We start from the raw sequence: 14,565 nt of genomic DNA on the forward strand, positions 1-14,565 counted from the left end.
CGGGAAAGGCTGTCAGATGACGGCCTTCTCCACCTGCTCCGGCAGGGCGGCCCGCCTCCGCCCGGTTGATCCGAGAAAAATCGTCACCGCGTCGATCACCCGCGAGTCCTTCAGGATCCGGACGTGGCCCAGCCGTTCCGTCTCCATCAGCCGCGATCCCGGGATTGCATCCGCGAGGCGGCGGGCAGACGAAAAACGGACCTGGCGGTCGTGCCGGTCATGGATGACGAGCACGTCGGCCGTGAGGCCGCGGCCATCCTCAACCGGATCGAGATCGGCCATTGGCATGCCGAACTTCTGTTCGATCCGTGCCTTCGCCTCGGCGATCGCGTCAGGCGAGAAGCCAAGCATCTGGCCGATGTAGGGCAGGTATCCGGCCGGCCGGTCCGGCGTCCCGATGATCGCGAGGCGCGACGCATCGAGCCCTCTCGCCGATGCCATGAGGCTGGCCGCACCGCCCATCGAATGCGCAACCACCCCATGCAACGGGCCAAACTGGCGCTCGATCAGCCGGAGCGCATGGATGAACTCCACGATGCTCGAGCGCTGTCCGTCCGCCGCACCGTGCCCCGGTGCCTCCATGGCCACCACGCGAAACCCCCGTGCCAGCAGCGGGTCCACAAAGGCAGCCAGTTGCCCCGCCCTCCCGGCCCAGCCGTGAACCAGCGCCACCACCGGCGCTCCCTCCTCACCCCACTGAAAGACGGGCATCATGCGTGTGCAGTCGAAGCGCAATGGCAAGGCGGCTGCCCGGCGCATGACCGACAGTTCTTCCGGCCGCAGCTTGAGACGCCCTGGCGTCAGGAAGACGCGTTCGAGCGTGACACCCGCCCGCTTCGGCAGCAGACGCGAATACAGGCCCATCGCCAGCGGGATAATATTACGAACGTTCATGCTATTTTTCATCGCGGGCTCCAGTCGCAACAGGACGCGCGCAGGCGGGATGCCTATCGTGCGCGGTTGCGGTCAATCAGGTTTTCAAAGGCAGTCATGGCTTTCGGGCCGGCGTCCGGACGTTTCATCATGTGGGCATAGTGCTCGTAGCCCTGGATAATGGACCAGAGGTCGAAGGCCATCTGGCCGGCATCGGTATCGCTCGACAGTTCCCCGGTTGCCATCGCCATCCCGACCGCTTTTTCATAGAAGGCGAGCATGTCGGAAAGCTGGCCGGCAAGATGGTCATGAACGGGTCCGGGCCGGTACTTGAAATCGGCCGAAGCCGCGGTGAACGGACATCCCGCCAGCCCGGCCTTCCCCTTCCAAGTCAGCCAGTTGGCAAACAGGGTCCGGAGGCGTTCGAGGCCACGCGGCTTGCTCATGGCGGGCAGGATCACCGATTCCCGCAAGAGGTCTGCGGCATGGTCCAGCACGGCGATCTGCAACGCTTCCTTTGACCGGAAATGCGCATAGAGCCCGCTCTTGGAAAGTCCTGCCCGCGACGAGAGCGTGCCGATGGTCAGGGTTTCCAGCCCTGTTTCCGCCGTTAGTTCCAGTGCCTGGCCAAGGATTGCCGCGCGTGTGTTTTCACCTTTTGACATGACGTTAAAATAGCACGATCGTTCGTTTTGTAAAGTGCCGGTCCGTCGTCAGGTGCGTGGCGCCCGCCAGCTGGCCGTCAGGGCCAGGCAGACGAGGCAGATCCCCACCAGCGAAGCAGCCCAGGAAACGATGCTCCCGCCATTGAATACGACCAGCGCGGAGACGATGGTCGAAGACCCGATCTGGCTGGCAAAGCCATAGAAAGCGGTGGCGAAGCCCGCGATCTCGCCGTGCGGGTCGAGCACCATGGCAGCGGCGTTGGAATAGACCACCAGGTAGCTCGTCGCGTAGAGGATCAGCAGCGCGGTGATGAGCCATGGATTGATCAGTCCGGTCAGCGATGCGGTCAGGATGAGGCTGGAGGCGACCACCAGCACGATGTTCCCGGTCACCGCCGCGCGTGCCACGCCGAACTGCCGGATGACATGGCGGTTGCCCCATTGCCCGATCACGATGCCGATTCCGTGGAAAGCGAAGAAGGAGGCAAAGGCGAGACCTGTCAGGCCGAACGTCGTTTCATAGATGCGCGGCGCGGACGCGATGATCAGCAGCATCGACGTCATAGACACGATGGATACCCAGGTGAACCGCCGCGATTGCGGATGGCGCATCAGGCGCAGGCCATTGCGCCAGTAGCTGAGCGGCGACAGGGCTTCCGGCCGCCTCCCCTTCAGGGTCTCCGGCACGCCCACCATCATGGCGATCAGCACGAGCGACCAGGCGACCAGCGCGCCGAAAATGGCCCGCCAGCCCAGTGCGGCGGCAAGACCGGCCCCGACGAAGGGCGCGATGATCGGCCCCAGCGCAAAGAACATCGTCGCCAGCGCCAGGTTCCGGGCCAGTTCCTCGCCGGAATAGAGATCGCGGATGATCGCCCGCGACATGACGATCGCCGCGGATGCGCCGAAGCCCTGCAGGCCGCGCCCGGCCAGGAGCGTGGCGATATCCGGAGCGAAGACGCAGATCACGCTGCCGGCGAAATAGAGGAACAGGCCGCCGCCGAGCATGGCCTTGCGCCCGAACCGGTCCGAGGCCGGCCCCCACAGCAATTGCCCGAAGGCGCTGGTGAACATGTAGATGGTGACCGTCCACTGGACCAGCGCATAGGGTTCATCGAGTTCCTGCACCATGACCGGGATCGCCGGCAGCGAAATGTCGATCGAGAACGCACCGATAGACATCAGCAGACCGCAATAGAGGGCGACGTAGCGGCCGAGGGCTTGGCTCATGGGGCTGAAGGTCCGGTTGGGCGGCAGGCGGGAAAGAACGGAATTGCTTATAGGTCATAACGGGATGGCCGGCAATCTTGCCGGCAACCCGCGCGGCCTTGCCCGAGCCATTGTCGTTGCGCGCTAGTCGTTTGCCTTCTGGCGAAAGGCCACCGGCGAATGCCCCGTCGCCCGGGTGAAGACGCGGCTGAAATAGGCCGGGTCGGAATATCCCAGTTCATAGGCGATGGTGGTGACCGGCAGGTTCGTGAACACGAGGTTGCGCCGTGCCTCGCGGATGATGCGCGCCTCGATGGCCTTGGACGCCGGCTCCCCCGTCGCTTCGCGCAGCACGCGGCTGAGGTGCTGCGGCGTGACCGAGAGTGCCGAGGCATAGTCCGCCACCGTCCAGTGATCGAAGAAATGCGCTTCCAGCAACGCATCGAAGCGGCGCAGCAGTTGGGCGGCCCGGTTTCCCTCCCCCTCCCCGAGGGCGGGCAGGCTCAGGTCGGCGCCCCCGACCATGGCGCGCGCTGCCAGCGTCAGCAATTGCAGGCCAAGGGCGCGAAGCATCTGCGCCCGTCCGTAGGCCCGGCTCCCGTGCTCGGCGAAAATGGCCTCCATCACCGCGCATTCGCCAGCACCGGCACGGCCCGTGAAACTCTGCGTCAGCGCGGCACTCACCCCTTCCGACGGGATCAGCGACTGGTCCAGCATTTCGGCTGCGAAGGTCACCACCCATCCCTCCGTGCCGGGCATGAAGGAAAATCCGTGCACGTCGCCGACCGCGACATTGATCAGCGTCATCGGCGAAAGCGGGATGGTCCGTCCCTCGATCCGTGCCGTCCCGCCCCCATCCGCCACCAGCAGGACCTGGTGCAAGCGGGCATGGCGGTGCGGCGCAAACTCCCAGTCGTTCAGCCGCGAGCGCGAGGCAATGGTCTCGCAATGCACGACGTCGGGCAGGTCGCCGGCCTCCCCGAACAGGTTGAAGTTCAGGATCCGGTGGTGATCACGGGTAGAGCTCATGTTCGATTTGTACAAGCGATAGGCCAGACGGTCCATTCAAGATTCCGCGCCGCGCGCTACCCTTCCCGAAATCGAATGGAGGAAGATCGCATGGAAATCCCTGCACGCACCAAGGTCTGCATCATCGGCGGCGGCCCGTCCGGCCTGCTGCTCGCCCAGCTTCTGCACAAGCGCGGCATCGACAATATCGTGCTGGAAAAGCACAGCCGCGATCACGTCCTGTCGCGCATCCGTGCCGGTGTGCTCGAGCACGGCTTCGCAGAACTGATGCGCGAGGCTGGTGTCGGCGAACGCATGGACAGCGAGGGCGAGATCCATCACGGCTTCTACATCGCTCACGATGGCGAGATGGACCGCGTCGACCTGAAGAAATATTCCGGCCAGTCCGTCATGGTCTACGGCCAGACCGAGGTGACGCGCGATCTTTACGATGCCCGCGACGCCATGAACGGCATCGTCATTCACGAGGCAGCCGACGTCCAGCCGCGCGATATCGCCACGGACGCGCCCTACGTGACCTGGCGCAAGGGCGATGATGTCCATCGCGTCGATTGCGATTTCATCGTCGGCGCCGATGGCTTCCACGGCGTGTCGCGCAAGTCCATTCCCAAGGATGTGCTGCGCGAATACGAGAAGATCTACCCCTTCGGCTGGCTCGGCGTCCTGTCGCGGACCAAGCCCGTCAACGACGAACTGATCTATGCCAACCACGAACGCGGCTTCGCGCTCTGCTCGCTGCGGTCCCAGGTCCTGTCGCGCTATTACCTCCAGGTGCCCCTGACCGACAGTGTCGAGGACTGGTCTGACGAGGCGTTCTGGGACGAATTGCGCAACCGCCTGCCGGCAGAGGTCGCCGGGCGGCTGCAGACCGGGCCGTCGATCGAGAAATCGATCGCGCCGTTGCGCTCCTTCGTGGCCGAACCGATGCGCTACGGCAACCTGTTCCTGGCCGGCGACTCCGCGCATATCGTGCCGCCGACCGGCGCTCGCGGCCTCAACACGGCGGCTTCCGACATCCAGTACCTCTACCACGGTCTGGTCGACCACTACCTGAAGGACGACAGCACCGGCCTGGAGGAATATTCAGCCAAGGCATTGGCCCGTGTCTGGAAAACCCAGCGCTTCTCCTGGTGGCTGACCTCGCTCCTCCATCGTTTCCCGGATACGTCCGACTATGACCGCATCCTGCAGCGCACGGAACTGGAGTACCTCTTCTCCTCCGACGCGGCCCAGACCGTTGTCGCGGAAAACTACGTCGGCCTGCCCTACTGATCCTGCAGCGGGCAACCGGCATCAAAAAAGGGGCGGCCTGCGGGCCGCCCCTTCTCTTTTCCGTCAGGTGACTGACCTCAGTTCAGCGCCTTGTCGGTGATCTCGTGCGTCCAGGCGCCTTCCGGCTCCTTGGTGATCACCGGGTCGGAACCGCCGCTCATCAGCGCCTCGACCGTGCGCTTGTAGTCCGCCGGGTCCAGCGCGCCATTCGAGCCGGCCGTCAGCTTGGCGATTTCGCCCATCATGCGCTTCTGGTGCTTTTCGGTCTGGGCGCCGGTGGCGTCGTTTTCCAGCACGATCTCGGCAGCCTCGTCCGGGTTCTGCTCGGCCCACTTCCAGCCCTTCATGGACGCGCGCACGAAGCGGACGAGCTTGTCCACCATGGCAGGGTCCTTGAGGCTGTCCTCCAGCACGTAGATACCGTCTTCAAGCGTCGAGACGCCCTCGTCCTCGTACTTGAAGACGACGAGATCGTCCGGCGTGAGACCGGCGTCGATGACCTGCCAGTACTCGTTGTAGGTCATGGTCGAGATGCAGTCGGCCTGCTTCTGCAGCAGCGGGTCGACGTTGAAGCCCTGCTTGAGCACGGTCACGCCATCCGGGCTGCCATCGGTCTTGTAGCCGAGCTTGTTCATCCAATTGAGGAACGGGTACTCGTTGCCGCCGAACCAGACGCCCAGCGTCTTGCCCTTGAAATCCTTGGGCGAGGAAATGCCGGAATCCTTGCGGCAGGTCAGCATCATGCCCGAGCTCTTGAACGGCTGGGCGATATTGACCAGCGGAATGCCCTTCTCGCGGGTCGCCAGCGCGGACGGCATCCAGTCGAGCACCACGTCGGCACCGCCACCGGCGATCACCTGCGGCGGGGCGACGTCCGGACCGCCCGGCTTGATCTCGACGTCGAGGTTCTCTTCCTCGTAGAACCCCTTGTCCTTGGCCACGTAGTAGCCGGCGAACTGGGCCTGGGTGACCCACTTGAGTTGCAGCGTAAGCTTGTCGGCCGCGAGGGCCGAGAAGGACGTCAGCGCCAGGGCTGATGCCATGAATGCAGTCGCAAGTGCTTTTTTCATTTTTGTTCCCCTGGGTTGTTACGTCCGTCCACCACGGACGGACGGATGCCAGAACGTGACGGCGCGCTCCGTGAGCGCCACCACACCATAGAAGGCAGAGCCGGCCAAGGCGGCCACGGCAATCTCTGCCCAGACCATGTCGACATTCATGCGGCCGATCTCCGCGGAGATCCGGAACCCCATGCCGACAATCGGCGTGCCGAAGAATTCCGCGACGATGGCGCCGATCAGCGCCAGGGTGGAATTGATCTTCAGCGCATTGAAGATGAACGGCCCGGCGGCGGGCAACCGGAGTTTTGCCAGTGTCTGCCAGTAGCCGGCGGCATATGTCCGCATCAGGTCCTTCTCCATCGACGAGGCGGCCGCCAGGCCCTGCACCGTGTTGACCAGCATCGGGAAGAAGGTCATCACCACGACGACCGCCGCCTTGGACTGCCAGTCGAAACCGAACCACATGACCATGATCGGTGCAATGCCGATGACCGGCAGCGCGGAGACGAAATTGCCGATCGGCAGCAGGCCGCGCTTGAGGAAGGGCGAGCGGTCGATCAGGATGGCCGCGATGAAACCGGAGCCGCAGCCCATGATGTAGCCGGGAATGACCGACTTGATCACGGTCTGCCGGAAATCGGCCAGCAGCAGCGGCACCGACCCGGTGATCCGATCCCAGATTGCCGAGGGCGGCGGCAACAGCACCGGCGGCACGTTGAACCCGCGCACGATCCCTTCCCACAGTACGAGGATGGTCACGCCGAACAGCAGCGGTACGACAAGCCCGATGCCGCGCCGTGCCGCCTTGGCCTCCGGCCTGCGGCGCACCAGCCATTCGTTCAGCGCCCACGCGGCAAGCCAGAAGACGATCGCGAAGAGGATCCAGCCCGGTCTCATTCCGCCTGCCCCATCCGCCGGAGAACCATGCTGTGCGCCACGCCGACCAGTGCCACGAGAGTGGCCGCCAGTCCCGCCGCCATGAACAGCGCCGACCAGATCTGGATCGTCTGGCCGTAGTAGGAGCCGGCCAGCAGCCGCGCGCCGAGCCCGGCCACCGCCCCGGTCGGCAGTTCGCCGACGATCGCACCGACGAGGCTGATCGCCACGGCGACCTTCATCGAGGTGAACAGGTAGGGCATGGACGACGGCCAGCGCAGCTTCCAGAAGGTCTGCGCCGCGGACGCGTTCCAGGTCCGCATCAGGTCAAGCTGCATCGAATCCGGCGAGCGCAGGCCCTTCACCATGCCCACGACAACGGGGAAGAACGACAGGTAGGTCGAGATCAGCGCCTTGGGCAGAAGCCCGGACAGGCCGATGTTGTAGAGCACGACGATGATCATCGGCGCGATGGCGAGGATCGGGATCGTCTGCGAGGCAATGATCCACGGCATCAGCGACCGGTCCGCCGCCGTGTTGTGGACGATGAAGACCGCCAGCCCCACGCCGAGTACCGTGCCGATGGCAAAGCCTGCAAGCGTCGCCGACAGCGTCACCCAGGCGTGGTAGACGAGGCTGCGTTTCGAGGTGATATTCTTGTTGATCGTGGTATCCCAGAGTTCCACGACCACCTGGTGCGGCGCCGGCAGGACCGGGCGCTCCTGCGCCATGGTCCGGGTCACGAGGTCGGACACGGTCAGCGTCTGCCCTGCCCGCCCGGCCTTGTCGTATTCCTGCGGCGCATTCATGAACACCGCCGCCACGTACCAGACCGCCACGATGATCAGCACCACGATGGTGACGGGCAAGGCCGTGCCGTTCCAGGCCCGGGCGACGAGCGAGGGCCGGCGTCCGGCGATCGGCGCCACGGCACTCATGGGCGCCTCCTGTCGGCGGAACCGGCGTCAGTCATAGCTGTGTCCCGCACGCAGGCCCTCGCGAACGCGATGGGCGATTTCGAGGAACTCCGGCGTCTCGCGGATGTCGAGCGGCCGTTCCTTGGGAAGCGTCGAGTCGATCACGTCGGTCACCCGGCCCGGCCGCGGGCTCATCACCACGATCTTGGTGGAAAGATAGACCGCCTCTGGAATGGAATGGGTGACGAAGCAGATCGTCTTGTTCGTCCGGTCCCACAGCTTCAGGAGCTGCTCGTTCAGGTGGTCGCGCACGATCTCGTCCAGCGCGCCGAAGGGTTCGTCCATCAGCAGCAGGTCGGCATCGAAGGCAAGCGCCCGGGCGATGGAGGCGCGCTGCTGCATGCCGCCGGAAAGCTGCCAGGGATATTTCTTGCCGAAGCCGGCGAGATCCACCAGGTCCAGCACGCGCGCGATGCGCTCGCGCTGCTCGGAGCGGGAAACACCCATGATTTCAAGCGGAAGTGCGATGTTCTTCTCGATGGTTCTCCACGGGTACAGCGAGGCCGCCTGGAACACATAGCCGTAGGCGCGGGCACGACGCGCCTCTTCGGGCGTCATGCCGTTCACCAGGATCTGCCCCCCGGTCGGCTGCTCCAGGTCGGCGATGACCCGGAGGAACGTGGTCTTGCCACAGCCCGACGGCCCGATGAAGGACACGAACTCGCCCTTGCCGATGTCCAGGTTGACATCCGACAGCGCGTGAACCGGGCCGTCGTTGGTCTGGAACGTCAGCGACAGATCGCGGGCGGCGATGACCCCGCCCGTCGTGATGGACTGATGCTGCAAGTTACACCCCGCTTGCCGGAATTCCGGTGCGCTCCACCTTCCGTGGAGCCACCAGTTCCTTCCACGTCGACAGCGCCTTGTTGACGGCCATGTTCGGCTCGCGGCCGACGAATTCGCCATGTCCCGGCTTGGCCTGCAGTTCACCGTTGTCCACGGCGATCTCGCCGCGCGTCAGCACGTATTTTGGCAGGCCCTTCACGTGGATGCCTTCGAACACGTTGTAGTCGATGGCCGATTGCTGCGCCCCGGCGGTGATCGTCTTCTCGGCTTCCGGGTCCCAGACCACGATGTCGGCATCCGCGCCTTCCACGATCGCCCCCTTGCGCGGATACATGTTGAGGATCTTGGCGATGTTGGTCGAGGTCACCGCCACGAACTCGTTCATCGTCAGCCGGCCGGTGTTGACGCCCCGCGTCCACAGAACCGGCAGCCGGTCTTCCAGGCCGCCCGTCCCGTTCGGGATCTTGGTGAAATCGCCAACGCCATAGCGCTTCTGCTCGGTCGTGAACGCGCAGTGGTCCGTCGCCACCACCTGCAACGACCCGGCGGCAAGACCGGCCCAGAGCGAATCCTGGTGCTGCTTGTTGCGGAACGGCGGGCTCATGACGCGCCGTGCGGCATGGTCCCAGTCCTTGTCGAAATACTCGCTCTCATCGAGCACGAGATGCTGGATGAGCGGTTCGCCGAAGACGCGCATCCCCTTCTGGCGCGCCCGCCGGATCGCCTCGTGCGACTGCTCGCAGGACGTATGCACCACGTAGAGGGGCACACCGGCCATGTCGGCGATCATGATGGCGCGGTTTGTCGCCTCGCCTTCCACCTCCGGCGGCCGCGAATAGGCATGCGCCTCCGGTCCGTCGTTGCCCTCTGCCATCAGCCGCTGCTGCAGCGAGGCCACGACGTCGCCGTTCTCGGCATGGACGAGCGGCAGCGCGCCCAGTTCCGCGCAACGCTGGAACGAGGCATACATCTCGTCGTCGTTGACCATCAGCGCGCCCTTGTAGGCCATGAAATGCTTGAACGAGGTGATGCCCTTCTCCACCACTTGCGGCATCTCGTTGAACACCTGCTCGCCCCACCAGGTGATCGCCATGTGGTAGGAATAGTCGCAGCACGCCCGCGTCGACTTGTTGGACCAGCGGTCGATGGCCGTGAGCAGGGATTCGCCCGGGTTCGGAAGGCAGAAGTCCACCACCATCGTCGTGCCGCCAGACACGGCCGCGCGCGTGCCGCTCTCGAAATCGTCCGACGAATAGGTGCCCATGAACGGCATTTCGAGGTGCGTGTGCGGATCGATGCCGCCGGGCATCACGTAGCAGCCGGTCGCGTCAATCTCGTGATCGCCATGCAGGTCATGGCCGATGCCGACGATCTTGTCATGCTTGATGAGCACGTCCGCCTTCCAGGTCCGGTCGGCTGTGACGATGGTTCCGTTCTTGATGACCTTGCTCATGGTCCGTTCCCCTTTATGGTTTTCGTGGTCCGGGTCAGTCGGCGTAGGACGGGTCCTCCTCGTCCAGGATACGCTTCATCTCCTCGAAATGCGCGAACTCGGCGTCCTTGTAGACCTCCCATTCCGCCGCGGTCGTCTCCGCGAGGTCGTCGCTCATGATGGCGAGCGGCTGGCCCGTCTGGTAGGCCAGCACGAGCTGCCGCGCGGCCCGTTCCAGGTGGTACATGGCATCGAACGCCTCGGCCACCGTCGGCGCGACGGTGGTGACGCCGTGATTGCCCATCATCACCTGGCGATGGTTGCCGATGGTCCCGGCGATCCGGTCGCCCTCGGCGCCCTCGGTGGCGATGCCGCCGAAATTCATGTCATAGGCGATGCGCCGGAAGAACCGCGCCGTCACCTGGTCGATCGGATGGATCGTCGGGTCCTTCAGACAGGCGAGCGTCGTGGCATAGGGCGGATGCAGGTGCAGCGCCACGCGGGCATGCGGCAATTGCCGGTGAATGGCCGAATGGATCGACCAGGCGGAGGGATCGGGCGCGTCCGGACGGTTCATCGTGTCCGGGTCGTCGGCATCCACCAGCAACAGGTCGCTGGCCCTGGCGCGCGAGAAATGCCGCCAGCGCGGATTGACCAGGAATTGCTTCCCGTCGGCGGAGACCGCGGCTGAGAAATGGTTCGCCACGCCCTCGTGCCAGTCGTTGCGCGCCGCCAGGCGCAGCGCCGCGGCCAGGTCGATGCGCAACTGGCGTTCGTCGGTCACCGCGCCCGCCTGCGGGCCGCCCTGCGGCGCCATGGCTGCCTGGCCAGTGCTCACTCCACGATCTCCGCCGTCTCGACAACCGCGTGGAAAAGCACGTCGGCGCCGGCCCGTGCCCAGTCCTTGGAGATTTCCTCGGCCTCGTTGTGGGAAAGCCCGTCGACGCAGGGGCACATCACCATGGCCGTCGGCGCGACCCGGTTGATCCAGCACGCATCGTGCCCGGCGCCGGAGATGATGTTGCGATGCGAGTAGCCGAGACGCTCGGCTGCGTCGCGGATCGCCTTGACGCAGCCGTCGTCGAACGTCACCGGATCGAACCCGCCGACCTTCTCGAACGCGACGCCGAGGCCCATCTCGTCGCAGATCTTCTGCGCACCGATTTTCAGCCGCTGCTCCATGTCCTGGATGACCGCGAGATCGGGCGACCGGAAATCCACCGTGAACACAGCCTTGCCGGGGATCACGTTGCGGCTGTTGGGATAGACGTTGATCTGGCCGGCAGCGCCCACGGCGTGGGGCGCATGCGACAGCGCGATCTCGTCGACGAGGTCGAGGATCCGGGCCATCCCGAGGCCGGCATTGCGGCGCATCGGCATCGGCGTCGAACCGGTATGCGCTTCCTTGCCCGTCACCGTGACCTGCGTCCAGGATAGCCCCTGCCCGTGCGTGACGACGCCGATGTCCTTGCCCTCGGCCTCGAGGATGGGGCCCTGCTCGATATGCAGTTCGAAGAAGGCATGCATCTTGCGCGCGCCGACCTTCTCCTCGCCCTTCCAGCCGATCCGCACCAGTTCGTCACCGAACGTCTTGCCGTCCGCATCGGCGCGTTCATAGGCCCAGTCCTGCTCGTGCACGCCGGCGAACACGCCGGAAGCGAGCATGGCAGGAGCGAAGCGGGTCCCCTCCTCGTTCGTCCAGTTGGTCACGACGATGGGATGCTTCGTCTTGATGCCGAGGTCGTTGAGCGAGCGGATGATTTCCAGCGCCCCGAGCACGCCAAGCACGCCGTCGTACTTGCCGCCGGTCGGCTGCGTGTCGAGGTGGGAGCCGACGTAGACCGGCAGCGCCTCCGGGTCTTCACCCGGGCGCATGGCGAACATGTTGCCCATCTCGTCCACGCCCATGGAGCAGCCGGCCGCCTCGCACCATGCCTGGAACAGCCGCCGTCCTTCGCCGTCCTCGTCGGTCAGCGTCTGGCGATTGTTGCCCCCGGCGATGCCGGGGCCGATCTTCGCCATCTCCATCAGCGAATCCCAAAGCCGGTCGGCATTGATCCGCATGTTTTCGCCCGGTGCTGCCATTCCTGTTCCCCTTCTGGTTCTTGTTCGGAGCGGCGCGGCGGGTCTGCCCTTGTCGGACTGGCGCCTCGCTCAGTCCACTTCGTTCAGGACCTCGCGCACGTGATCGATGAGTTCGTTGATCTGCCCCTTGGTGATGATCAGCGGCGGAGACAGGGCGATGATGTCGCCCGTCGTACGGATCAGCGCGCCCTTCTCGAACGCCTTGACGAAGGCGGAGAAGGCGCGTTGCGTCGGATGGCCGGCAATCGGCTCCAGCTCGATGGCGCCGACGAGACCGATGTTGCGCACGTCGATGACATGCGGCGCATCCTTCAGCGAATGCAGCGCATCTTCCCAGTGCCCTGCCAGTTCCGCACCGCGTTCCAGGAGGCCCTCTTCCTTGTAGGTCTCCAGCGTCGCGATGGCTGCCGCCGAGGCGATCGGGTTGCCCGAATAGGTATAGCCGTGGAAGAACTCGATGAGATGTTCCGGCCCGGTCATGAACGTGTCGTGGATTTCCTTGGTGACGAACACCGCCCCCATCGGGATGACACCGTTGGTCAGGCCCTTGGCGGTCACCATGATATCGGGCTTCACGCCGAAATAGTCGGCGGCAAACGGCGTTCCGAGCCGCCCGTAGCCGGTGATGACCTCGTCGAAGATCAGCAGGATGCCGTGCTTGGTGCAGATGTCGCGCAGGCGCTGCAGATAGCCCTTCGGCGGGATCAGCACGCCCGTCGAGCCGGCAACGGGTTCCACGATCACCGCGGCGACGGTCGAGGCATCGTGAAGCGTCACGATCCGTTCCAGTTCGTCCGCCAGGTCGGCGCCGTGCTCCGGCACGCCCCGCGTGAACGTGTTCTTGCCGGGCTGGTGCGTGTGCGGCAGGTGGTCCACGCCGGTCAGCAGCGTGCCGAACATCTTGCGGTTGGCCACGATGCCGCCGACCGAAATCCCGCCAAAATTGACACCGTGATAGCCGCGCTCGCGGCCGATCAGCCGGAAGCGCGATCCTTCGCCCCGGGCGCGGTGATAGGCAATCGCCACCTTCAGTGCGGTATCCACCGATTCCGACCCGGAATTGGTGAACAGCACGTGCGCCATGTTGTCCGGCGCAATGTCGATCAGCCGGTTGGCCAGTTCGAACGCCTTGGGATGGCCCATCTGGAAGGCCGGCGCATAGTCGAGTTCACCCGCCTGCTCGCGAATCGCCTCGGTGATCCTGGGCCGGCAATGGCCGGCGTTGACGCACCAGAGCCCGGCCGTGCCGTCGAGGATCTTGCGGCCGTCGGAGGCGGTGTAGTGCATGTCCTGCGCGCCGACCAGCATGCGCGGGGCTTTCTTGAACTGGCGATTGGCCGTGAAGGGCATCCAGAACGCGCTCAGGTCGTTCGGCGCCACGGTAAGGCGGTTGGACATGCGGATGACTCCCCGGTTGTTGTTCCGGTGCTGTTTGACCACGGCACAAGCTGTGGTACTCATTTTTGACCGGTTGGACAAAGCCTAGCATCGCCAATGCCGGGGTCAAGGGAAATTGCGGGAGCGGAGCGAGCGTGAACAGCAACTCTTCATCGGCAGCCAGAGACTGCCCTGCCCGGCCGGACCTGCCGTCATGGCCATGACCGAAAACCGCCCCCAGACCCGCATCCAGCGGGAGAAACGCGAGATCATCCTCGAGGCCGCGCTCGACGTCTTTTCCTCGCACGGTTTTCGCGGAGCGACAATAGACCAGATCGCCGAAGCCGCCGGCATGTCCAAACCAAACCTGCTCTATTACTTCAAGACCAAGGAAGCGATTTTCGAAACCCTGATCCACGGCCTTCTCGACATGTGGCTTGATCCGCTCAAGGCGATGGACGAAAGCGGCGATGCCATCGTCGAACTGCGCTCCTACATCCGCCGCAAGATCGAGATGGCGCGCGATTTCCCCCGCGCAAGCCGGCTGTTCGCCAACGAGATGCTGCAGGGCGCTCCGCGAATCATGCCGATGCTCGAAAGCGAACTGAAGCCGCTGGTCGATGAGAAGGCCAAGGTGCTCAAGAGCTGGATGCGGGCCGGCAAGCTGAAGCCGGCCGATCCCTACCACCTGATCTTCTCGATCTGGGCGACCACTCAGCACTATGCCGATTTCGACATCCAGGTCCGCACGGTGCTTGGTCCGGACCGCGGTGGCGACGGCCGCTTCGAGGATGCCGCGCGCTTCCTCGAACAGCTTTTCCTCGAAGGCCTGCGCCCGACACCATAGCCGGCCTCCTCCAAAGGCACGTCTGGCCAACGCCGGCCAAAAGGTTCAGGCTTCGGGAAACCGGACGCCAGGAACC

14 protein-coding genes are annotated in these 14,565 nt (G+C 64.8%); 2 read left to right on the top strand and 12 right to left on the bottom strand.

Annotated features, from left to right (window positions below; genetic code table 11):
• Positions 1-12: 12 nt before the first annotated feature.
• The 4 genes from CSC94_RS08080 to CSC94_RS08095 form a co-directional block, all read right to left on the bottom strand.
• Positions 13-894, bottom strand: a complete 882-nt coding sequence (locus tag CSC94_RS08080; protein WP_165784363.1) for an alpha/beta fold hydrolase — start codon at positions 892-894, stop codon at positions 13-15.
• Between the two features lie 53 nt (positions 895-947).
• Positions 948-1,538, bottom strand: a complete 591-nt coding sequence (locus tag CSC94_RS08085) for a TetR/AcrR family transcriptional regulator (RefSeq protein ID WP_099305714.1) — start codon at positions 1,536-1,538, stop codon at positions 948-950.
• A 48-nt stretch (positions 1,539-1,586) separates the two neighbouring features.
• Entirely contained in the window at positions 1,587-2,768 is a 1,182-nt protein-coding gene (locus CSC94_RS08090; RefSeq protein ID WP_099305716.1) for a multidrug effflux MFS transporter, read from the bottom strand.
• A 123-nt stretch (positions 2,769-2,891) separates the two neighbouring features.
• Entirely contained in the window at positions 2,892-3,776 is an 885-nt protein-coding gene (locus tag CSC94_RS08095; RefSeq protein WP_342585947.1) for a helix-turn-helix domain-containing protein, read from the bottom strand.
• A 90-nt stretch (positions 3,777-3,866) separates the two neighbouring features.
• On the opposite strand from CSC94_RS08095, the gene pobA reads away from it, so the two are divergent.
• Positions 3,867-5,048: a 4-hydroxybenzoate 3-monooxygenase gene (gene pobA, locus CSC94_RS08100; RefSeq protein ID WP_099305720.1), complete on the top strand. Its 1,182-nt coding sequence runs from the start codon at positions 3,867-3,869 to the stop codon at positions 5,046-5,048.
• A gap of 77 nt (positions 5,049-5,125) precedes the next feature.
• Here pobA and CSC94_RS08105 read toward each other — a convergent pair whose 3' ends face one another.
• From CSC94_RS08105 to aptA, 8 genes are all read right to left on the bottom strand, one after another.
• Positions 5,126-6,118 (bottom strand): ABC transporter substrate-binding protein, encoded by a 993-nt coding sequence (locus CSC94_RS08105; RefSeq protein WP_099305722.1) that lies wholly within the window; start codon positions 6,116-6,118, stop codon positions 5,126-5,128.
• Positions 6,119-6,136: 18 nt separating this feature from the next.
• A complete protein-coding gene (locus tag CSC94_RS08110) occupies positions 6,137-7,006 on the bottom strand; it encodes an ABC transporter permease (RefSeq protein WP_099305724.1) in 870 nt (289 codons plus the stop codon).
• Positions 7,003-7,923: an ABC transporter permease gene (locus CSC94_RS08115; protein WP_099305726.1), complete on the bottom strand. Its 921-nt coding sequence runs from the start codon at positions 7,921-7,923 to the stop codon at positions 7,003-7,005. Before CSC94_RS08115 ends, CSC94_RS08110 begins: the two co-directional genes overlap by 4 nt.
• Before the next feature lie 27 nt (positions 7,924-7,950).
• Positions 7,951-8,748, bottom strand: a complete 798-nt coding sequence (locus CSC94_RS08120; protein ID WP_425356508.1) for an ABC transporter ATP-binding protein — start codon at positions 8,746-8,748, stop codon at positions 7,951-7,953.
• A 1-nt stretch (position 8,749) separates the two neighbouring features.
• Positions 8,750-10,201 (bottom strand): dihydropyrimidinase, encoded by a 1,452-nt coding sequence (gene hydA / locus CSC94_RS08125; protein ID WP_099305728.1) that lies wholly within the window; start codon positions 10,199-10,201, stop codon positions 8,750-8,752.
• A gap of 34 nt (positions 10,202-10,235) precedes the next feature.
• Positions 10,236-10,997, bottom strand: a complete 762-nt coding sequence (locus tag CSC94_RS08130) for a class II aldolase/adducin family protein (protein WP_099305730.1) — start codon at positions 10,995-10,997, stop codon at positions 10,236-10,238.
• A 17-nt stretch (positions 10,998-11,014) separates the two neighbouring features.
• Positions 11,015-12,265, bottom strand: coding sequence for a Zn-dependent hydrolase (locus CSC94_RS08135; RefSeq protein ID WP_099305732.1), 1,251 nt, complete (start codon positions 12,263-12,265; stop codon positions 11,015-11,017).
• A gap of 69 nt (positions 12,266-12,334) precedes the next feature.
• Complete coding sequence (gene aptA / locus CSC94_RS08140; RefSeq protein ID WP_099305734.1) at positions 12,335-13,663, bottom strand: omega-aminotransferase AptA; 1,329 nt, start codon at positions 13,661-13,663, stop codon at positions 12,335-12,337.
• A gap of 193 nt (positions 13,664-13,856) precedes the next feature.
• Between aptA and CSC94_RS08145 the strand changes: the two genes are divergently transcribed.
• Positions 13,857-14,489 (top strand): TetR family transcriptional regulator C-terminal domain-containing protein, encoded by a 633-nt coding sequence (locus CSC94_RS08145; protein WP_099305736.1) that lies wholly within the window; start codon positions 13,857-13,859, stop codon positions 14,487-14,489.
• The last annotated feature ends 76 nt before the right edge of the window (positions 14,490-14,565 follow it).

The organism is Zhengella mangrovi (assembly GCF_002727065.1).
GTDB lineage: Bacteria > Pseudomonadota > Alphaproteobacteria > Rhizobiales > Rhizobiaceae > Zhengella > Zhengella mangrovi.

Excerpts from the sequence above, each read along its gene's own strand:
- CSC94_RS08080 (WP_165784363.1), bottom strand. The coding sequence starts at position 894 with ATGAACGTTCGTAATATTATCCCGCTGGCGATGGGCCTGTATTCGCGT.
- CSC94_RS08085 (WP_099305714.1), bottom strand. The coding sequence starts at position 1,538 with ATGTCAAAAGGTGAAAACACACGCGCGGCAATCCTTGGCCAGGCACTG.
- CSC94_RS08090 (WP_099305716.1), bottom strand. The coding sequence starts at position 2,768 with ATGAGCCAAGCCCTCGGCCGCTACGTCGCCCTCTATTGCGGTCTGCTG.
- CSC94_RS08095 (WP_342585947.1), bottom strand. The coding sequence starts at position 3,776 with ATGAGCTCTACCCGTGATCACCACCGGATCCTGAACTTCAACCTGTTC.
- pobA (WP_099305720.1), top strand. The coding sequence starts at position 3,867 with ATGGAAATCCCTGCACGCACCAAGGTCTGCATCATCGGCGGCGGCCCG.
- CSC94_RS08105 (WP_099305722.1), bottom strand. The coding sequence starts at position 6,118 with ATGAAAAAAGCACTTGCGACTGCATTCATGGCATCAGCCCTGGCGCTG.
- CSC94_RS08110 (WP_099305724.1), bottom strand. The coding sequence starts at position 7,006 with ATGAGACCGGGCTGGATCCTCTTCGCGATCGTCTTCTGGCTTGCCGCG.
- CSC94_RS08115 (WP_099305726.1), bottom strand. The coding sequence starts at position 7,923 with ATGAGTGCCGTGGCGCCGATCGCCGGACGCCGGCCCTCGCTCGTCGCC.
- hydA (WP_099305728.1), bottom strand. The coding sequence starts at position 10,201 with ATGAGCAAGGTCATCAAGAACGGAACCATCGTCACAGCCGACCGGACC.
- CSC94_RS08130 (WP_099305730.1), bottom strand. The coding sequence starts at position 10,997 with ATGGCGCCGCAGGGCGGCCCGCAGGCGGGCGCGGTGACCGACGAACGC.
- CSC94_RS08135 (WP_099305732.1), bottom strand. The coding sequence starts at position 12,265 with ATGGCAGCACCGGGCGAAAACATGCGGATCAATGCCGACCGGCTTTGG.
- aptA (WP_099305734.1), bottom strand. The coding sequence starts at position 13,663 with ATGTCCAACCGCCTTACCGTGGCGCCGAACGACCTGAGCGCGTTCTGG.
- CSC94_RS08145 (WP_099305736.1), top strand. The coding sequence starts at position 13,857 with ATGGCCATGACCGAAAACCGCCCCCAGACCCGCATCCAGCGGGAGAAA.